General features: G+C 62.4%; 19 protein-coding genes and 1 pseudogene. 14 read left to right on the top strand and 6 right to left on the bottom strand.

Annotated features, from left to right (window positions below; all coding sequences use genetic code 11):
• Nucleotides 1-22 precede the first annotated feature (22 nt).
• From IB277_RS29625 to IB277_RS29610, 4 genes and pseudogenes are all read left to right on the top strand, one after another.
• Complete coding sequence (locus IB277_RS29625) at nucleotides 23-1069, top strand: putative FMN-dependent luciferase-like monooxygenase (RefSeq protein ID WP_192357542.1); 1047 nt, start codon at nucleotides 23-25, stop codon at nucleotides 1067-1069.
• 39 nt (nucleotides 1070-1108) lie between these two features.
• Nucleotides 1109-1726, top strand: coding sequence for a CMD domain protein (locus tag IB277_RS29620; protein WP_113293284.1), 618 nt, complete (start codon nucleotides 1109-1111; stop codon nucleotides 1724-1726).
• A gap of 20 nt (nucleotides 1727-1746) precedes the next feature.
• Nucleotides 1747-2349 (top strand): alkylhydroperoxidase domain protein, encoded by a 603-nt coding sequence (locus tag IB277_RS29615; RefSeq protein WP_060582940.1) that lies wholly within the window; start codon nucleotides 1747-1749, stop codon nucleotides 2347-2349.
• Nucleotides 2350-2502: 153 nt separating this feature from the next.
• Nucleotides 2503-2700 (top strand): annotated as a pseudogene (locus tag IB277_RS29610) (porin); the annotation flags it as partial.
• Between the two features lie 117 nt (nucleotides 2701-2817).
• Here the strand turns inward: IB277_RS29610 and IB277_RS29605 are convergent.
• The 3 genes from IB277_RS29605 to IB277_RS29595 form a co-directional block, all read right to left on the bottom strand.
• Entirely contained in the window at nucleotides 2818-3228 is a 411-nt protein-coding gene (locus tag IB277_RS29605) for a DUF983 domain-containing protein (RefSeq protein ID WP_060529243.1), read from the bottom strand.
• A gap of 192 nt (nucleotides 3229-3420) precedes the next feature.
• Nucleotides 3421-4818, bottom strand: coding sequence for a PLP-dependent aminotransferase family protein (locus IB277_RS29600; protein ID WP_112977330.1), 1398 nt, complete (start codon nucleotides 4816-4818; stop codon nucleotides 3421-3423).
• A gap of 102 nt (nucleotides 4819-4920) precedes the next feature.
• Entirely contained in the window at nucleotides 4921-5538 is a 618-nt protein-coding gene (locus tag IB277_RS29595) for a LysE family transporter (RefSeq protein WP_192372282.1), read from the bottom strand.
• A gap of 40 nt (nucleotides 5539-5578) precedes the next feature.
• Between IB277_RS29595 and IB277_RS29590 the strand changes: the two genes are divergently transcribed.
• Both IB277_RS29590 and IB277_RS29585 read left to right on the top strand, forming a co-directional pair.
• Entirely contained in the window at nucleotides 5579-6532 is a 954-nt protein-coding gene (locus IB277_RS29590; protein ID WP_246810404.1) for a LysR substrate-binding domain-containing protein, read from the top strand.
• Nucleotides 6533-6773: 241 nt separating this feature from the next.
• On the top strand, nucleotides 6774-7466 hold the full coding sequence (locus IB277_RS29585) for a pentapeptide repeat-containing protein (RefSeq protein ID WP_112977337.1): 693 nt from the start codon (nucleotides 6774-6776) through the stop codon (nucleotides 7464-7466).
• A gap of 32 nt (nucleotides 7467-7498) precedes the next feature.
• Here the strand turns inward: IB277_RS29585 and IB277_RS29580 are convergent, their stop codons facing one another.
• On the bottom strand, nucleotides 7499-8074 hold the full coding sequence (locus tag IB277_RS29580) for a nucleoside 2-deoxyribosyltransferase (protein ID WP_192372280.1): 576 nt from the start codon (nucleotides 8072-8074) through the stop codon (nucleotides 7499-7501).
• 663 nt (nucleotides 8075-8737) lie between these two features.
• On the opposite strand from IB277_RS29580, the gene IB277_RS29575 reads away from it, so the two are divergent.
• The 8 genes from IB277_RS29575 to IB277_RS29540 all read left to right on the top strand — a co-directional run bounded on the left by IB277_RS29575 (nucleotide 8738) and on the right by IB277_RS29540 (nucleotide 17860).
• Nucleotides 8738-10300, top strand: a complete 1563-nt coding sequence (locus tag IB277_RS29575; RefSeq protein ID WP_060539346.1) for an ABC transporter substrate-binding protein — start codon at nucleotides 8738-8740, stop codon at nucleotides 10298-10300.
• Nucleotides 10301-10358: 58 nt separating this feature from the next.
• Nucleotides 10359-11330 carry an ABC transporter permease gene (locus IB277_RS29570; protein WP_034797927.1) on the top strand — a complete coding sequence of 324 codons (972 nt, stop codon included), beginning with the start codon at nucleotides 10359-10361 and terminating at the stop codon, nucleotides 11328-11330.
• A 10-nt stretch (nucleotides 11331-11340) separates the two neighbouring features.
• On the top strand, nucleotides 11341-12291 hold the full coding sequence (locus IB277_RS29565) for an ABC transporter permease (protein ID WP_060529200.1): 951 nt from the start codon (nucleotides 11341-11343) through the stop codon (nucleotides 12289-12291).
• Between the two features lie 3 nt (nucleotides 12292-12294).
• Nucleotides 12295-13488 carry an amidohydrolase family protein gene (locus IB277_RS29560; protein WP_060610854.1) on the top strand — a complete coding sequence of 398 codons (1194 nt, stop codon included), beginning with the start codon at nucleotides 12295-12297 and terminating at the stop codon, nucleotides 13486-13488.
• Entirely contained in the window at nucleotides 13485-14969 is a 1485-nt protein-coding gene (locus IB277_RS29555; protein ID WP_089044813.1) for an amidohydrolase family protein, read from the top strand. The genes IB277_RS29560 and IB277_RS29555 overlap by 4 nt, the downstream gene beginning before the upstream one ends.
• Nucleotides 14966-15952, top strand: coding sequence for an ABC transporter ATP-binding protein (locus IB277_RS29550; RefSeq protein WP_034797922.1), 987 nt, complete (start codon nucleotides 14966-14968; stop codon nucleotides 15950-15952). The genes IB277_RS29555 and IB277_RS29550 overlap by 4 nt, the downstream gene beginning before the upstream one ends.
• Nucleotides 15949-16929 carry an ABC transporter ATP-binding protein gene (locus IB277_RS29545; RefSeq protein ID WP_246812586.1) on the top strand — a complete coding sequence of 327 codons (981 nt, stop codon included), beginning with the start codon at nucleotides 15949-15951 and terminating at the stop codon, nucleotides 16927-16929. Before IB277_RS29550 ends, IB277_RS29545 begins: the two co-directional genes overlap by 4 nt.
• A 283-nt stretch (nucleotides 16930-17212) precedes the next feature.
• Nucleotides 17213-17860: a YceH family protein gene (locus IB277_RS29540; RefSeq protein WP_060529198.1), complete on the top strand. Its 648-nt coding sequence runs from the start codon at nucleotides 17213-17215 to the stop codon at nucleotides 17858-17860.
• A 65-nt stretch (nucleotides 17861-17925) separates the two neighbouring features.
• Here the strand turns inward: IB277_RS29540 and IB277_RS29535 are convergent, their stop codons facing one another.
• Both IB277_RS29535 and IB277_RS29530 read right to left on the bottom strand, forming a co-directional pair.
• The gene (locus IB277_RS29535) at nucleotides 17926-18657 is read right to left on the bottom strand and encodes an aspartate/glutamate racemase family protein (RefSeq protein WP_060582932.1); all 732 of its coding nucleotides are present in this window, start codon (nucleotides 18655-18657) and stop codon (nucleotides 17926-17928) included.
• A 3-nt stretch (nucleotides 18658-18660) separates the two neighbouring features.
• Nucleotides 18661-19305, bottom strand: a complete 645-nt coding sequence (locus IB277_RS29530; protein WP_089044815.1) for a flavin reductase family protein — start codon at nucleotides 19303-19305, stop codon at nucleotides 18661-18663.
• Nucleotides 19306-19495: the final 190 nt, after the last annotated feature.

Below are 19495 nucleotides of genomic sequence, written 5' to 3'. Positions count from 1 at the left end.
CGGACTACAGACAGGACCGACCATGATTGAGACGACGCCACGCAAACGCCTCGGCTTTTTTACCCGGCTGCTCGACGACGTTCCGGCGGGCACCCGCTACTACTACGCAAAGGAGCAGATCGTCACCGCCGAGCGTTTCGGCTTCGACACGGCCTGGGTCGCGCAGCACCATTTCCACGCGGACGAAGGCGGCCTTCCGGCGCCCCTGGTTTTCCTTGCCCATGTCGCCGCGGAGACGACGCGCATCCGTCTCGGAACCGGTGTCATTACGCTGCCGCTCGAAAATCCGATCCGGGTGGCCGAGGACGCCGCCGTTTTCGATCTGCTCTCCGGCGGGCGACTGGAGGTCGGGTTCGGGACCGGCGGCACGCCGTCCTCCTTCACGGCCTTTGGCTTGGAAAGCGCCGATCGCGGCGCGATCTTCGGCAGGCATCTCCAAACGGTTCTCGACGCTTGGGCAGGTCGTGGCCTTCCAGGCGGAGATCGCCTCTACCCGTCAGCGCCGCAACTGCTCGGCCGTATCTGGCAGGCAACCTTTTCGGTGGCGGGTGGGGAGCGGGCAGGGCGGGCCGGCGACGGCCTGATGTTGTCACGCACCCAACCGCGGCCAGAAGACAATCCGCACGCTTCGCTGGCGGAGTTGCAAAACCCGATCATCGACGCCTATCTGCATGCGCTTCCTTCCGGCCGCGCGCCGCGTATCCTCGGTTCTCGCAGCCTGTTCGTTGCCGACAGCCGCGCCGAAGCGTTGCGGCTTGCCGAGGTTGGGTTGAGACGGGGTGCGGAACGACTGATCGCTAGCGGTCATACAGTTCCCGGCAATTCACTTGCCGATCTGATTGCGGCCTTCGACGTGCATGTCGGCTCCGTTGACGACGTCATCGCCAGTCTCAGCGCAGATGAGACGCTGGAGCGTGTCACCGATCTGGTGTTCCAGGTTCATTCCGTTGATCCGCCGCACCCATTGATTCTGCGCTCCATCGAGCTCATCGCCACCAAGGTCGCTCCGGCGCTCGGCTGGTCGCCACAGGAGAAATTCCATGCCCGGCGTTTCGGCGCCGTCGGTTGAAACGGACAGCTGGTTCCATTTTTCAAAGGAGACGACGTCATGACCACCACGTCACCGGATATCATCGATCTGCTGGCCGGCATCACCGCCGGGTCGGCGCTCGACCGCATTCGCGCCCAACGGCCGGAAACCCGCGAACAGGCGCAGAAAAGCTATCTTGCACTCTTTCAGCCCGCGGATTTCGGCGACGTGTCGGCGGCGGAGCGGCATGCGGTCGCAAGTTTCGTTGCCGGCCTGCACCGTCAGCCGGACATTTTCGAATTTTACAGCAGTCCTTTCGAGGATAGCGACACCGATCGCTGGTTGATCGAGGTTATCAAGGCCGAGATCGGGTCAGGACGGGCAACAGGGCCATACGGCAACTATCCGGACGGGCCCCTTAATGGAGAGAATGAAGCCGGCCCACTCTATCAAGTATCACGGTCAAGCCGCGAGGTGCTCGGCCGTAAGCTGTCCGCCGCGCTGGACCACGCCCACCTGCTCGTCTTCCATTTGCGTGATGCCAGCCCGCAGGCGTTGCAAGCCTTGCTCGACGCTGGCTGGACGACAAATGGTGTCGTGACCCTGTCGCAGCTGATTTCCTTCGTTGCGTTTCAGATCCGCGTCATCACCGGTCTTGGCTTGCTGTCGACCGCCACGAAGCGCGCTGCGGCTTAAGAACTCAAGAGGACATGCGAATGACCGAACATGCCATCATCCCGATCGTTGAAAATCCGCCTGTTACCTTCACGCAGGCCGAGATCGGCTGGACACCGTGGCTGCAGCCCTTGCCTGAGGAAGAGCTGACGGAGCGTCACCTCAAAGGCCTGGTCGAGGCTGGGCGCGCAAAGTCGCCCTACTTCCGCCTGCTCGTGCGCGATCCGGAAGTGCTTGAAGCGCGCACGAAAACTGACAAGGACATCTTCTACAACACCCGCTCGGGCCTGCCGCGCGCCGAGCGCGAACTGGCGGCGACCGCCGCGTCTAGATATAACGGCTGCATCTTCTGCGCCTCAGTACATTCGCGCTTCGCTTCGCATCACTCAAAGCGCACAGAGGATGTGCAGAAGCTCCTCGACGAGGGCGTCGGAACCGATCTCGGCGAACGCTGGAATGCAATCGTCGCCGCTTCTGTGGCGTTGACGGCGACCCCGCCCGCCTTCGGAGAGGAGCACATCTCCCGACTTTCGGCAGCGGGCCTCGACGAACTGGAGATCGCCGACGTCATCCATGGTGCCGCCTTCTTCAACTGGGCAAACCGGCTGATGCTCTCACTTGGAGAGCCGACACCGGCAAACTAAGCCGCTCACGCGATCCGCCGTAACTGGCACAACACATAGAGAGCCCGCAAGGTCGAGAGATGTTGCGGGCCTCCTTCATCCGAGTTTAATCGGGTTAGAAGTTACGCTGCAGACGGACGTAGCCGAGAACCTGGTCGTCCGACTGCCACCTAGATCGCTCTCGGCTCCGCTGCTGCTCTCGCAGCGCATTTTCCGGCGCCCAGGCCGCCGATCCCATCGTTGCAGCGGAGCCGGAGCCATGGAATACGTTCGCGTTTGCGACGCTTCGGCACTGGATACTTCTACATCCCGGGCACCGAAATCTGCCTCAAGATCGGTGGCTTCATCCTCTTCCAAACCTCGTTTGGTAGAGCCGGCCTTTAAGAAGAGAGACATCCGGTGAAAGCGCCGTCAACTATGAACAGTAGGCGGCGCAATTATTTTCTAGCGATATATTTGGAGGTTCTAGGCTTCTCCGGCACTCAGGACCTACTGCGTCGTCGCCACCGGCGGCTCGGTGTTTCGCCTTACGACCTTGCCTTCCTCAGCCTTGTAGAAAAACTGACTTGAGACGAGCCAGCCCTTCAGGGGGCGAAGCGGCGGAATGCAGGTCAGCAGCATGAAGGGCCCGGTCACCAGTAGGTGTATCCAGAGCGGTGCGCTGTATTGAACTTCCAGCCAGACGCCAAGGAAAACACTCGGTACGCAGGCAAAGCAGATGACGAAGAAAGCGGGGCCATCGGCCGGATCGGCAAAGGAGTAATCGAGGCCACAGACTTCGCATTCCTTGCGCATCTTCAGGAAGCCGTTGAACAAGTGCCCTTGCCCGCAGCGTGGGCAGCGGCCGCGCAAGCCAGTCTGCATGGGCGGGATCGGCGGCCAATCACTATCGGAAGACATGTTTGTTCCTTTCAGGCGTTCCGGTTGGCGCTGGAGTTTTGCGCCGAGATTGCCTGGATATGCGGCCGCTTCTTCTTCTTGGGGCCGCATCAGGCTCGCCAAGATTAGGCGCCGAAAAACATACATTGTCAATTTATTGTATGCATACATGTCTGCGACAATTTCGCCCGCCGACCATTTACACCACACCATTTACACCACGAAGCTTGAGGCGGCGGGGGGCTGGCCGATGAGGTCGTTGATGACAAGAAGGCTGCGTCGCAGCTCCGCGTGGCCGGCAGCCGCGCCGAGGCCGAGGCGGACGGCTTCCGGTGGGGCGCCGAGCGCAAAGGCGTCGCTTGCAACGACGCTGATGCCGGCTGCTTGCAATCGCGCGCTCAGTTCGCCGCGTGTCCAGGGAGGCGGCAACTGCAGCCAGGCGTGAAAGGCGTGCGGATGCGTTTGTGCGACGCCGGCTGGAAGAAGCTCGGAGACAATGCGCTGTCGCGCCGCCGTCTCGCTGCGTATGGCTGCGAGCACGGCGTCAGCCGTCCCGTCCTCGATCCAGCGCGTGGCGATAGCGGCCGCAAGAGGGGACGCCATGCCGACAGTGGCCCGGATCGCGCCTTCGACGCGGACCGAGCTTCGGCTGTCCGGCACGACAAGATAGGCGATGCGCAAGGCCGGCGACAGGCATTTCGCAAGGCCGCCGACATAGTAGACGAGGTCAGGCGCCAGCGCCGCCAACGGGCGCGGCGTCGAAACGGGAAGGGCGCCATAGGCATCGTCTTCGATGATCGCTACGTCGTGCCGCCGGGCAATTGTGACGATCGCCTGGCGCCGTTCGAGCGAAAGTGTCGTTGTCGTGGGATTGTGAAGCGTCGGATTACAATAGAGCGCTTTCGGCGTTTCCTTCGCGCAGAGTTCTTCGAATGCTTCGGGCAGGAGGCCCTCTCGATCCATGGCGAGGCCGTGCAGTCTGATGCCGAGATGTGCTGCGAGCGCGCGGAGGCCGGGGTAGGTGATTGCCTCGGCGCAAATCATGTCACCGGCCTTGGTCAGGCTGCCAAGCGTGGCAAGCAGAGCCCCTTGCGCGCCAGCGGCAATCAGAACGCGCTCAGCCGGAACCTCGCCCAGCCTGGGTTTCAGCCATGCGGCGCCTGCAGCACGGTTGTGCAGGGTGCCGCCCGGCGGCTGGTATCGCATCAGGAGTTCGAGCCCATGCTCGGCCTGCAGCGCCGCCATGTCGTCCCAGAGCCGAGCGGCGAGCATCGGGTCGTCGAACAACGGCGGCAGGTTCATGCTCATGTCGATGAGGCCGCCTGCCGGCGTACGGCCGGTTCGGATGCGTCGCGTTTTCACGTAGGTGCCCTGGCCGACCCGGCCCTCGACGAGGCCGCGATGCCGGGCTTCGTTATAGGCGCGACTGACGGTGGTGAAGTCGATCCCCAGCGCCTCGGCAAGCGTGCGCTGCGGCGGCAGACGCATCCCCTCGGAAAGGCGCCCTTCGCTGATATCGGCAGCGATGGCGTCGGCGATCGCGAGATAAAGCGGTCCATCCGATTTACGGATTACCGGTTGCCACGAAATTCCCAAGCGCACGTCCGTCATCGCGATTACCTCATGCTAATTGTATGGATATTGCATGGTTATCCGATTGAGGGCAAGTGTTAACAGTGGGAATGCAGCGGCGCGCCCGCGACCAAGCGTCGCCTAGCGTGTCACGCTTGCCGTTGCCAGCAACGCGCCGAAGCCGACGAGCAGGGCGCCGAAGGTGCGATCGATCCAATGGCGAAGCGCGATAAGACGAAGCCGTACCGTGCCGGAGGAAAAGAACAGGGCAACGATTGCGAACCAGATCAGATGTGCGGCAGAGATAAACGCGCCGTAACCCATCTGGACGGGCAGAGCCGTGGTCGGCCCGACGACTTGCATGAACAGGCTGACGACAAAGATCGTCGTTTTGGGGTTGAGCGCGTTGGTGAGAAACCCCACACGCAGCGCACCAATGTCGGAGAGGGCGGGATGTGCGGCCAAGCCCGTCGTTTCGGCTGGCTTGGTGCGTAGCATCCTGATGCCAAGCCAGATCAGATAGGCGGCGCCGACGAACTTCAGAACTGTGAAGAGAAATAGCGACTGGCGAATCAAGAGGCCGACGCCGAGCAAAGTGTAGGCGACATGGACCCAGACGCCGGCGGCGATACCGAGCGCCGTCAGGACGCCGGCCCGCCGCGACAAAAGCAGGCTGTTGCGTGTCACCATCGCGAAATCCGGTCCCGGACTGATGACGGCAAAGATTGTAATGGTTACTACAGCTAACAGTTCAATCATTGTCTTTCCCGTTCGTCTCTTTCACTAATGTCTGAATAACTTGATCGATGAGAAGCGACTAACGATGAGTTCTGACCATTTTGGTGAGCTGCACTCACAGATCTCGGCGATGCGGCTTCCGCCGCTGGCGGCGCTGCGCTGTTTCGAGGCGGCGGCCAGACTCGAGAGCTTCAGTCGCGCCGCGGACGCGCTCCATCTGACGCACGGCGCGATCAGTCGCGCGGTCCGGCTTATCGAAGATGAACTCGGCGTGGCGCTGTTCGAACGCCGCAGCCGGCGTGTCTTCCTGACAGAAGCCGGGCGAAAGTTGGCGGCGGCCGTGCGCGAAGGTTTCGGTCTGGTGGAGAGTGCCGTCCGGGAGATCAGGGACGTGGCGCGGACGCCGGCGCTGGTGGTGTCCTGCGAGCCGACCCTTCTGATGCGCTGGCTGATACCGCGCCTTCCTGATTTCCAGGCGCGGCATCCGGAGGTGTCTATCCATCTCGTTGCCGGAGGTGGGCCGGTGTCCTTGGGCCGTGGCATCGATCTGGCGATCCGACGCGATGATTTTCCTCGAGCGGGCGGCACGCATGCCGTGCCGCTCTTTCCGGAGCGAATAGGTCCGGTCTGCCGAACGGACAAAATCGCCCTGTTTTTTAACGAGGCTGAGGCCGGCTCTTTGCCTCAATTGCGCAAGGACGCGATCCCCTTGCATACGCGAACGCGGCCAAATGCGTGGGAGACCTGGGGGACGACGGCAGACCGCGCCGCACCCGAACAACGCGGCCAAGTCTTCGAGCATTTCTATATCAGCCTTCAGGCGGCCATCGCCGGGATCGGCGTGGCGATCGGGCCTTGGCAACTCGTCCGCGACGATATCGACAATGGCATCCTGGCCGCGCCATGCGGATTTATCGAAGACGGTCCGGCCTATCATCTGCTGTCGCCGTCAGCGATCGGCGACCATGGACCAAGCGCGGCGTTGCGTGACTGGCTGCTGGCCGTATCGATCTGAAACGAACCGTTTTCATTTCTGTCATTTGCATAAAGGCGAGCAACGTCATACGTTTAACGAACACGCGCGCATGACCGGCGATGCCAGTCGGCGGAAAGGCGCGCGAAGCACCTGATATGCAATCGATTCGACCCTCGGGTCCTGGAGCGGCGCCATGAACATCCTCAAAATCAATCTCGGCCAGGAGCGCGGTACGCTGCGCCCGGCTAGCGCAAAGGCATCGAGGATCGTGGCCGACGTCATGAAGGCACTGGTCGTTCCGGCGGCGGCTATAGGCCTAGTGGCGTTCGCAGCGCCGTCGATGGCGCATGCCGCCAGTTGCAAGGATTCCGCATCGCCTGGAGCCGATTGGACCGACTGCAACAAGAAAGCGCTTATGCTCGGCGGCAGCGACCTTCAGGGTGCCAATCTCGTCAACACCGACTTCACCTTGACGGATCTGCGCGGTGCGAACCTGACAGAAGCCAATCTGGAAAAGGCAACTCTGGTTCGATCCTCGATTGCGGGGGCTACCGCGAATGGCGCGAACTTCTCCAAAATCGAAGCCTATCGGTGCAATTTCGCAGGCGTCTCCGCCGAGAAGGCATCGTTCGTCAATTCCGAGCTGCAGCGGGCCAATTTCAACGGTGCCCGCCTGACGGGGGCAAGCTTTGAAAAGGCCGAACTCGGCCGGGCGAATTTTGACAAGGCGGAGCTCACCGGAACCCGGTTTACCCATGCCAACCTTTCGCGCGCGGACCTGACCAGCACGAGTTTTTCCGGCCCGATCGATTTCCAGGGGGCGTTCATGTTCCTGACACGTATCGAGGGCGTCGACCTGTCCGAGGCAACCGGACTTGAACAGGAGCAGGTCGACATGACTTGCGGTGACAGCTCGACCAAGCTGCCCGCCGGCATGAGCACGCCGGCGGGCTGGCCCTGCGCCAGCGACTGATCGCCGTCACAAAGCCGCGGCCCAATCGGTCGTTATGCCAAATGCCGCTTTGCGGCAATCGCAAGGCATTCCTTGAAGGCTTGCAGGTCGGTCAGGCGATCGGCCTCAGGCACTTCGCGCTGGACGAGCCTGCCTTCCCTTCGCAGAACGCCGCCATCGAGCATCAGGTTGTCGGCCATATCGAAGTCTTCGATGCTGAGCCCGTCCGGACCGGCCATGCGGCCGTCGAGGCGCAAGCCGGCCTTGCCGCCGTAGTGGTCGTGCAAGATGCGCTCGTAGTAGCTGCGGGAGGTGTTCGTATAGGCATAGACGTGCTTGCTGTGACCGCACATGAAGCCGAGTTCGAAGACCGTGCCGACATCGGCGCTGATGCCGCGAAACGGTGTCAGGTTGGCGATGATCATGTCGGCGGCAAGCATCATGCCTTCGTCGACGGCGTAGATCGCAAGGCCGCGCTGATGCTTGGTCGGAGCCGGCGGAATCTCAAGATCGCCGGGCACGAGCGGTGTGAACCCGGCTGCACGCGCCAACTCTGCCTTCAATTTCTGAATCTCCGCCGCATCGGGCAGAAACACTTCCGGGCCAGCGAGATAGACTTTCACGCGCATTTCTCCTCACATTTTCGAGCGGCCAATCTAGGAGAGCTGCAGCGCCGAGCCTAGCCATGGACTTCAGCTTGCCCACGGTTTTTTGGAGCGTGGGAAGCAGGTATGCTGGCTGAGCGCATTGCCCCACCGGTGGAGACGCCCGTGGCCCGCCATGTGCCACCTTCGACCAATTCCGGAGATTTGCGCATGCCACGCGGGCGAGCTGGACATGCGGACGTGTCAAAATCTGCAGCCGATGTCAGCGGGGGCTGCGATCGCAACCGCCGCCACCGGCGCGCGCACCATCCCACGGGAAGGCTCGCGGGTCGTTGGTGGCAAGGTCTCCGCCACGTTCACATGCGGAAACACTCCTAAATACGCGTGTTTCCTAACGAATCCTGTTTGCACGCAGGCATGCCAGAATGCCCGCCGCCGGTTTGCAAGGGCGCTTCTCCGGTTTCGATTCGCTCCATGGTTGCCGCTTCCCCCTTATTTTTCCCTTGCCCTCGTCCGCTGGTGGGCCGTCGTTTTCACCGCCGTATGCGACTTTAAACAATCATGCATACAAAATTGTCGACAAAATAGTTGACATTGTCGCCGACAGCTTCAAATCTAGGGCAACTTGCTCACGAGTGGGTGAGGGCGCCTGCATATGGCGACTGATGAGAAAACAGAGGGAACGACATGAAACTGAGAAAGCATCTCCTCGCGGGGTTGGCATTTGCCTTTCTCGCATCCTCGGCCTCCGCCGAAACGCTGCGTTGGGGTAGCCCGCGGGATATCTTCTCGCTCGACCCCTATTCCTATGGCAGCACCTCGAACCTGGCCTTCCTCAACCACGTGTACGAAGGCCTGACCCGCTATACACCGGAGTTCAAGGTCGAGCCGGCGCTCGCCACGAGCTGGGAGATGGTCAAGGACAAGGTCTGGCGCTTCCATCTGCGCAAGGGCGTAAAGTTCCAAAACGGCGCCGAGTTCAACGCTGACGACGTCGTCGCCTCCATGGCCCGCGTCAGCCATCCGACCTCGCCGCTGCGCGGCAACATTCCGGCCTATGTCTCGACCACCAAGGTCGACGATTACACGGTCGACATCGAAGTCAATTCGCCGAACCCGCTCTTCCTCAACGACATGACCAACATCTTCATGTTCGACAAGGACTGGCTGGTCGACAACAAGTCCGAGCTGCCGACCGATGTCGGCGCCAAGGTCGAAGGCTACGCCACCTACAACACCAACGGCACCGGCCCGTTCAAGGTCGAATCGCGCGTGCCCGACAGCAAGACCGTTCTCATCAAGAACGACGGCTGGTGGGATACGCCGAAGCACAATCTCGACCGCATCGAATTCATGCCGATTACCTCGGCCGCAACCCGCGTCGCAGCGCTGCTTTCGGGCGAAATCGATCTGACCGATGGTGCGCCGGTGCAGGATCTTGAGCGCCTAAAGAGCTCGCCGGACATCAAGGTCATCGAGCGCACTGACCTGCGCACCGTGCACATGGTCTTCAACCGCCACGAGACCTTCGCCGACGGTCGTGAAAACTTCTTCAACAACATCAAGGTGCGCCAGGCGATTGACCATGCCATCGACCGCCAACTGATCTTCAAGCGCGTGATGCGCGGCAAGTCGCATGTCGCCGGCACCATGGTTGCTCCGGAAATCCCGGGCTACAGCGCCGAACTCGATGTGCCGACCGCCTATGATCCGGAACTCTCCAAGAAGCTGCTCGAAGAGGCAGGCGCCGTCGGCAAGGAGTTCACGCTCGTCTGCATGAACGACGAAAGCGTCAACGAAGAAGACGTCTGCAGCGCACTGGTCTCTATGCTGTCGCGCGTCGGCCTGAAGCCAACCCTCGACATCGGTCCGCGCGCCGTGCAGGCGCCGAAGCGCGCCGGCGGCAAGTCCGACGCCTACATGATCGGCTGGGCCAACGAGCCGACGCTCGATGCCTATTCGATCCTGGTTCAGGTTCTCTCGACCCGTGAAGGCGCGGCCGGCGTCGCCAACTATGGCGGCTGGTCCTATCCGGAACTCGACGCGATGGTGAAGAAGGCCGCGCTCGAGATGGATCACGACAAGCGTCTGGCGATCGAAACCGAGGCGCTGAAGTTCGCCAAGGATGAGGTCATCATGATCCCGTTGCATCAGCAGCCGATGGCCTGGGCAATGTCGAAGAACGTCACGGATGTGACCATTCGGGCCGACAACAAGCCGCGTCACTGGCTGACCCGTATCGGCGATTGAGTTTTCTTGCCCCGGCAGAGCGTGCTTTGCCGGGGCTCCTCATTCAGCGAGAAACCCAATGATTGTCTTTCTCATCAAGCGGCTGGCCAATGCCGTGCTGGTCATGCTCGCCGTCGCGCTGCTCGCCTTCCTGATCTTCCGCTTCGCCGGCGATCCGGTCGAGTTGATGGCCAACGAGCAGATGTCGCAGGCCGACCGTATCGAGCTGCGCGAAAAGCTCGGGCTCAACGATTCGTTCCTCACCCAGTTCGGTCGCTTCGTCGGCAATGCCGCCCAGGGCGATTTCGGCATCAGCTACCGCAACGGCCAGGACGTGATGAAGCTCATTGCCGAGCGCTTCCCGGCAACGATGGAACTGGCGCTGGTCGCAACCGTCCTGTCGCTCCTGATCGGTCTTCCACTTGGTGTCCTGACCGCTATCCACCGAGGGCGATGGTATTCCGAGGGGTTGCAGTTCGTCAGTATCATCGGCGTCTCCTTGCCGAGCTTCGTCGTCGGTATCCTTCTGATCCTCGTCTTCGCCGTAACACTCGGCCTCGTACCTGCTTTCGGGCGCGGCGATGTGGTGCAGCTCGGCTGGTGGAGCACCGGCCTGTTGACGTCGTCGGGCCGCGCATCGCTGCTTCTGCCGTCGCTCGCACTCGCGCTCTACCAGATCACTCTGGTCATGCGTCTGGTGCGCGCAGAAATGATGGAAGTGCTGCGCTCGGACTTCATCAAGTTCGCACGCGCCCGTGGCGTGCCGCGGTGGAGGATCTATTTCCGACATGCGCTCAGGAACTGTCTGATGCCGGTTGTCACCATGACGGCGATGAACTTCGGCTCGCTGATCGCCTTCGCGCTGATCACCGAAACCGTGTTCCAGTGGCCGGGCATGGGCATGCTCTTCATCCAGGCGGTCACCTTCCTCGATATGCCGGTCATGGCGGGCTATCTCTGCATCGTCTCCTTCATCTTCGTCACGCTCAATACGCTCGTCGATATCGCCTATGCGGTCATCGATCCGCGGTTGCGCGATGCAACCCGCTGAGGTCGTTGCCATGACAGATCACGTCCAGCAAACCACACCGGCGCGCAAGCCTTCGCGGCTTGCCCGCTGGCGCCAGAGCGATCTCTGGTGGTCCTTCACCCACAAGCCTTCGGCAATCATCGGCGCGATCATCCTTACGTTCCTGATCGCGACCGCCTTTGCAGCACCTTTGATTGCGCCGCAGAACCCCTTCGATCCGGCTCAGCTCGAGCTCTGGAACTCCGAGCTGCCGCCGATCTGGGAGGCCGACGGCCAATGGCCTTACGTGCTCGGCACCGACACGCAAGGGCGCGACATGCTCTCGGCCATTCTCTATGGCTCGCGCATCTCGATCCTGATCGGCGTCGCCTCGGTTGTGCTTTCGCTCGCCGTCGGCCTTAGCCTCGGCCTCGTTGCCGGCTATTTCGGCCGCTTCATCGACAATTTCCTGATGCGCATCGGCGACGTGCTTCTGTCGATCCCGACGATCCTGATCGCTATTCTCGTCAGTGCCGTCGCGCGCCAAATGCTGCCGCCGGAACTGCGGGACGTCGGCTCTGCCGCCGTTCTGGTGCTGGCGATCACGCTCAGCGCCTGGGTGCAATATGCCCGTACCGTGCGCGCCCAGACGATCGTCGAGCGCGGCAAGGAATACGTTCAGGCAGCGCGTCTTCTGAAAACGCCAGCGCGGCGCATCATGCTGAAGCACATCCTGCCGAACACGCTGACGCCGATCATGGTTGCTGCGACCCTCAACTTCGGCATGGCGATCCTGACCGAAGCGACGCTTTCATTCCTGGGTATCGGCATGCCGCCGAGCCAGCCGAGCCTTGGAACGCTGATCCGTCTCGGCAACCAGTTCCTGTTTTCGGGCGTATGGTGGGTGGTGCTCTTCCCCGTCGTCCAGCTTTGCCTTCTCGTGGTTTCGGTCAACCTTCTCGGTGACTGGCTGCGCGATGCGCTCAATCCGAAATTGAGGTGAATGATGTCCAATCTCCTGATCCGTAACGTCAGGCCCAACGCCGGCGAAGCGACCGACATCCTGGTGCGCGACGGCAAGATCGCCGCCTTCGGCAAGGGCCTCGCCGCCGATGGCGTGGCCGTGGAAGACGGCAACGGTCATATCGTGATCTCCGGTCTGATCGAGGCGCATACCCATCTCGACAAGTCGGTCTGGGGCATGCCCTGGCACGTCAACGCCAAGACCGCAACGCTGCGCGAACGCATCGATTTCGAACGCGAAAAGCGGCTGGAAATCGGCATTGATCCGCACCGTCAGTCCATGCGCCAGGCGATCATGCTCGCTGCCAATGGCGCAAGCCACATCCGCAGCCATGTCGACATCGACACCACCCACGGCCTTCGGCTGATGGAAGGCATCATCGAGACCCGCCAGGTGCTGAAAGATGTCATCGATATCGAGGTCGTCGCATTCCCGCAGTCGGGCCTCGTCACGCGGCCCGGCACTGTCGAGTTGCTCGACAAGGCTCTGAGCAATGGCGCGGAAGTCCTTGGCGGCATTGACCCCTGTGGCATCGATCGCGACCCGAAGGGCCATCTCGACGCGATCTTCGGCCTTGCCGAAAAACATGGAAAGCCGATCGACATTCACCTGCATGAGCAGGGCGAACTCGGCGCCTTCAGCATGGAGATGATGTTCGAGCGCATCCGCGCGCTCGGCATGCAGGGCAAGGTCGCGATCAGCCACGCCTTTGCGCTCGGCGCACCGGATTATCTGCGCGTCGGCGGTCTCATCGAACAGATCGCCGAACTCGATATCCGTATCGTCACGACAGGCTCTCCGTCTTCGACCGTGCCTTCGATCCTGCGTCTGAAGGATGCCGGTGTGAAGGTTGCTGCCGGCTGCGACGGTATCCGCGACACCTGGGGTCCGTGGGGCCAACCCGACATGATGGATCGTGCCCGGATCCTCGGCATGAAGAACGGCCTGCGCCGCGACGTCGATCTCGAACATGCGCTTTACGTCTGCTCCAAGGGCGGCGCCGACGTCATGGATATCAAGGGATATGGCCTCGATGTTGGCTGCGATGCCGATTTCACCCTGCTCACCGGCGAGACGCTGGCGCATGCCGTCGTCGACGTCGCGCCGCGGCCGCTGGTCGTCAAGCGTGGCCGCGTCGTCGCCCGCAACGGCGTTGCGGAGGTGGCGATCCCATGACCAACATCAAGGATTTGACGCTCGGTGAGCGCGCCGAAGGACGCACGCTTCTGACAGCACAATGGGTGCTCGGGCACCGCGACGGTTCGCACCGGCTGATCCCGAACGGCGAAGTCGTCATCGAGGGCGGCACGCTGCTCGATGTCGGCCCACGTTTCGAAGGAGAGGTGGCACGCCGCATCGATCTCGGCGCAGCCATGATCAGCCCCGGGCTCATCGACCTCGATGCGCTGTCTGATCTCGACACGACGATCTTAGCGATCGACCATCAGCCTGGTTGGGCCAAGGGTCGCGTCTGGCCGCTGAGCTACATCGAGCGCGGCCCCTATGAGATGTACACGCAGGAGGAGCTGGCGTTCCAGAAGCGCTTCGCCTTCGCGCAGCTTCTCTTGAATGGCATCACCACCGCAGCGCCGATCGCCTCGCTTTTCTATCGCGAATGGGGCGAGACCGTTGCTGAATTCGCCGCCGCATCCGACGCCGCAGGTGACCTGGGTCTTCGCGTTTATCTGAGCCCGGCCTATCGCGCCGGCGGCATGATGGTGACGGCGCCGGGTCAGCTCGAAGCGATCTTCGACGAGGCAAGGGGTCTGAAGGGCCTTGACGACGCGATTGGCTTTATCCGTGACCATGAAGGTCGCCATGGTGGCCTGGTGAAGGGCCTGCTGGCTCCCGACCGGGTGGAAACCTGCACCGAGAAACTGCTGGTGCGCACCGCCGATGCGGCGCGCGACCTCAATTGCCCGATCCGGCTTCATGCTGCGCAGGGCACGATGGAGGTCGACACCGTCCGCCGCCTGCATGGCAAGACGGCGCCGGAATGGCTGGCGAGCTTCGGTTTCTTGAGCGACCGGCTGATTGCGCCGCATGCGACCCAGGCGACCGACAACGATCTGCGTCTCTATGCCGAAAACGGCGTGAGTATCGTGCACTGCCCGCTGGTTTCGGCCCGCGGCGGAAGCACGCTCAACTCGTTCCGCTCGGTCAAGGCCCGCGGCGTCAATATTGCCATGGGCACCGATACGACGCCGCCGGACATGCTGATGAACCTACTCGTCGGCCTGATCGCTGCCCGCGTCGTCGAAGGCGACCCGTCAGCCGTCAGCTGCGCCGATCTCTTTGATGCTGCGACACTTGGCGGCGCCAAGGCCCTCGGTCGCTCGGATCTCGGTCGCCTGGAAACGGGCGCCCGTGCCGATATTGCCGTGTTCGATCTTATGGACCATCACATGGCGCCGGCGATCGATCCGATCACGACGCTCGTCGTCGGTGGTTCCGGACGCGTCACCAAGGCTGTCTTCGTCGATGGCCGTCTGTCGATGCGCGATGGCGAGGTGGCAGGCTTCGACATGAACGCGGCACGCGCGCAGGCACAGGTCCAGTTCGATGGCCTGATTGCCAAGTATCCGGAGCGGAGCTTCGGTCACCCGCCTGTCAGCGAGATCTTCCCGCCGAGCTACCCATTGGAGGTGCAGCGATGACTGAACATACCTCATCGGCCGTGCTCGACGTGCGCGGTCTCTGCGTCGAATTCCCTGGCCGCCATGGAACGGTGCAGGCGCTATCCGACGTTTCGCTCAGCATTCGCCCCGGCGAAATTCTTGGCGTCGTTGGTGAATCCGGCGCCGGGAAGTCGATGACCGGTCTTGCCGTCCAGGGTCTTCTGGAGCCGCCTGGCCGCATTTCCGGCGGCGAGGTCTGGGTCGGCGGCCGCCGCATCGACCAGCTCGACGACAAGCAGATGCAGCAGGTGCGCGGCCGGCAGATCGGGGCGATCTTCCAGGACCCGTTGACCTCGCTGAACCCGCTCTTCACCGTCGGGGCGCAGCTAGTTGAAACCATCCGCCTTCACCTGAAGCTTTCCAAGGCCGATGCCAAGGCGCGGGCGATCCAGCTCCTGAAGGAAGTTGGCATTCCGGCGCCCGAGGCACGCTATGACCACTACCCGCATCAGTTCTCGGGTGGCATGCGCCAGCGCGTCGTCATCGCCCTGGCACTTGCCGCGGAACCGAAGCTGATCATCGCCGACGAACCGACGACGGCGCTCGACGTCTCGATCCAGGCGCAGATCACCTCGCTGCTTCGCCGTCTTTGCGATGATCACGGAACGGCGGTCATGCTCGTCACCCACGACATGGGCGTGATTGCCGAGACGGCCGATCGCGTCGCGGTCATGTATGCCGGGCGGCTCGTCGAAATCGGCCCTGTCGCCGAGGTGCTGAAAAACGCCCGTCATCCCTATACGCGGGGCCTGATGGGCTCGATCCCGGCGCTTGGCCGCCGCGTCGAGCGGCTGAACCAGATCGACGGTTCCATGCCGCGGCTGAACGCGATCCCCGCCGGCTGCGCTTTCAACCCGCGCTGCCCGGATGCCGGGCCGCGTTGCCGCAAGGATCGGCCCGAACCGGCGCCGGTCGGGACCGGCGTCGCCGCATGCTGGCTCAATGCAGGAGGAGTGCTATGAGTGATGCCCTGACGGTCAACGACCTGACCTGCAATTTCGACGTTTCGGCACCCTGGCTGAACCGCGTCATCGAGCGCAAAACGCGGCAGTTCGTGCGCGCCGTGGACGACATCAGCTTCAGCGTGCCCATGGGCGGCTGTCTGAGCCTCGTCGGCGAATCTGGCTGCGGCAAGTCGACGGTGGCGCGGCTGGTCACAGGTCTTTATCGCGCCAGCGAAGGCGAGGTGCGGTTTGCACCGAGCAAGAACGGCGAGCCGCTCTCGGCCCAAATGATCTTCCAGGATCCCTATGCAAGCCTCAATCCGCGCTGGCGGGTGCGCAACATCATCGCCGAACCGCTGCGCGAGTTGAAGCTGCGCAACTCCGAAGCCGAGATCATGGACCGGGTCGGCGAACTGCTGACGATCGTCGGCCTTGCGCCCTCGGACGGTGCCAAGTTCCCGCACGAGTTTTCGGGAGGCCAGCGCCAGCGTATCTCGATTGCCCGCGCGCTTGCCGGCGAGCCGGAGTTCCTCGTCTGCGACGAGCCGACCTCGGCGCTCGACGTGTCGGTCCAGGCGCAGATCCTCAACCTCATGCGCAAGCTGCAGGACGAGATGGGGCTGACCTATCTGTTCATCAGCCACGACATGAGCGTGGTTCGCCACATGTCGGACCGGATCGCCGTGATGTATCTCGGACGCATCGTCGAGGAGGCCGACACCGAGACGCTCTTTGCCAATCCGAGGCATCCCTATACCCAGCTGCTGCTGGAGACGATCCCGGATATTACCCATCCAAAGCGCGGGCGCAGCATTGCGGCGAGCGAAGTGCCGAGCCCGCTGAACCCGCCGTCCGGCTGTACCTTCCATCCGCGTTGCCCGTTTGCAGACCAGCGCTGCAAGAGCGAGCGGCCGGAGATGCGCAGCTTCGCTGACGGCTCGCGTGCCGCCTGCCACCGCATCGAAGAAACTGTGAAGGCGATCAACGCAGCGTAACGCCCACCTCTTTCCCTGAAGACTTGGGCTCCGTGTCGTACCAGTCGCGGAGCCTCTTTTTTGCCGCCGGCGATTTTCAGTATTTGCGCCAAGCAGTTCGCATGCCCCTTTCGCATCGCTGTCGTGGGGCAAGTGCTAGGCTGCTAACCGGAATTCAACGAAATAGACCGATGACCATTCCCGGGCTCAAGCACTCACGTTAGGGTAGGGGCCAATGGTCGGACCGCTTCCCGCTCGGGACATCCGGCCGGGATCGAAATGCGTTGATTTGAAGAGTTGGCTTATGAACACGACCTCCGACACCGATTTCCCCGTCCTCAATGCCGTTGAAGCCCGCGTTCTCGGATGCCTGATCGAGAAGAAGGAAACGACGCCCGACGTCTATCCGCTGACGCTCAATTCGGCGCATTCGGCTGCCAACCAGAAAACGGCGCGCGATCCCGTCATGGCGCTCGAGCAGGTCGAGATCCACCGCGCTCTCTCGTCTCTGGGGCAGAAAGGGTTGGTCCGGCAAGCATTTGCCTCGCGGGTCGAGCGCTACGAGCACCTCGCAGCCAACCGCTTCTCGCTGACGTCGCCGCAGATCGTCGTGCTCGGCCTGCTTCTTCTGCGCGGCCCGCAGACGGCCTACGAGCTTTGGGCGCGCAGCGAGCGCATGGCGCGGTTCTCGTCGATCGAGGAGCTGAAGGACAATCTGGATCTGATGATGGGCCGCCGGCCGCCGCTCATCGTTCAACTGAACCGGGGTGCCGGCCAGCGCGAAGACCGCTTCGCGCATCTCTTGTGTGGTGAAGTCGAGCAGCCTGCCGAAAGGGCGGCCGTGTCGTCGGCGCCGAGCGGTTCGGCCCTATCGGCTCTCGAAGAACGACTGGAAGCGCTTGAGCGGAAGGTGGCGACGCTCGAGGAGCAGCTTGACGCCCTGACGCGCTGACAGCACGGCGCCGGAAACAAAATGTCCCGGGCGCCATGTGCGCCCGGTGACATATTCGGATGCGCTCAGCTGGCGTCGACCAGCCGGCAGGCCGGCGCTTCCTTGGCGCGCGGATAGTCGTACGCACCGACCTTCGAGGTGGCATAACCGCCCCCGACGAGCGCCTCGGCAAGCTTCACGGCTGCCGTCACGCCGTCGATCACAGGCATGCCGGTACGCGCCTTCAGGCGGTCGCAGAGCTCAGACATACCGGCACAGCCGAGGATGATCGCTTCGGCGCCATCCTCCTGGCGTGCTTTCAGGATCTCCTGAACCAGCATCTCCTCGGTGTGGGCCAGATCCTCCTCCAGCGCCAGCACGGGCATGTCGACCGATCGCACCTTGCGGCAGCGATGGCCGGCACCGTATGCCTCGGCGAGGTCCTCGATGATCGGCACGGAGCGGGGCAGGGTGGTGATGATCGTAAAGCGGGTCGCAATGTTCATCGCCACCTGCACGGCCGCCTGACAGATGCCGATGACCGGACCGCGAGCGATCTCGCGTGCAGCGCCAAGTCCGGGATCGTCGAAGCAGGCGATTACATAGGCATCGATGCCGCGCGCTTCGCCTTTGCGGATTTCCGCAAGCATCGCTGGCACAGCCATCGCTTCGTCGGCATGGCCTTCGATGCTGGCTGGGCTCGATGTCGGGTTGATCGATTCGAGCTGGGTGTCGGATGCAGCGACGCGCTCGGCGCTGCGATGCGCCTGTTCGGTCATCGAGCGGGTGGAGTTCGGATTGATCAGCAGGATACGCATGGATCAGCTCGTCTTCCGCATGGTGTTTGCAAGGGGGGCATAGGCGGTAATGTCGGGCGTCGGCATGACGAACTGACGATCCGATGTGATGTAGTTGTTGGCGTGCAGCCGTGCGATCGGCTGGTATTGGGACGGGTCGACGTAGCGGCCTTCCTCGTCGAGGCAGTCCTTACGCACGTGCATATGCACGACCTCGCCGAGAACGATGACGCGGCGGTCATATTCGATCAGCCGCTCAACGCGGCATTCCATCGAGCAGGGTGACTCGACGATACGGCGGGCGCTGACCTTGAGGCCGTCAGCCGCCGTCAGTCCGGCGATTGCCACTTCGTCGACATCCGGCTCGAAGGACAGGCCGCAAACCAGCATCTGGTCGGCGATCGCCATGTCCACCATGTTGACGACGAACTCGTTGGTGCGCCGGATATTGGCGACCGTGTCCTTCTCTTCCCCGTTCGGGCGGGTCTGGATACCGAGAATGACGATCGGCGGGTCGTGCGAGAAGACATTGAAAAAGCTCATCGGCGCGGCATTGTCCTGTCCGCTCGGCGAGAGCGTCGAGACCAGCGCGATCGGTCGCGGACCGATGAAGTTCGTCAGCAGGCGGTAACGGTCCTGAGCCGGCAGTTCTGTGAAATCGAAGTCCATCGGAGCTCTCAATTGGCGCCGCGGCCCGGTCTATTTGCCGGTCGCACGGTCGTGTTTAAGCGGTTGCCATTGCACATCAAGTTGCGGTACACAATATTGTCTACAATTTTGTAGTCAATATCTAACTGCAGCGGATGGAATTGACTTTGAGCGCCGCACGGCGAGAGTAAGCGAACGGCTAAGGGAGATT

Source organism: Ensifer sp. ENS07, assembly GCF_014852185.1.
In the GTDB taxonomy this organism is placed as follows: domain Bacteria; phylum Pseudomonadota; class Alphaproteobacteria; order Rhizobiales; family Rhizobiaceae; genus Ensifer; species Ensifer adhaerens.
The sequence above is the reverse complement of the archived record's forward strand: the minus strand, read 5'-3'. Positions and strand labels throughout refer to the sequence as shown.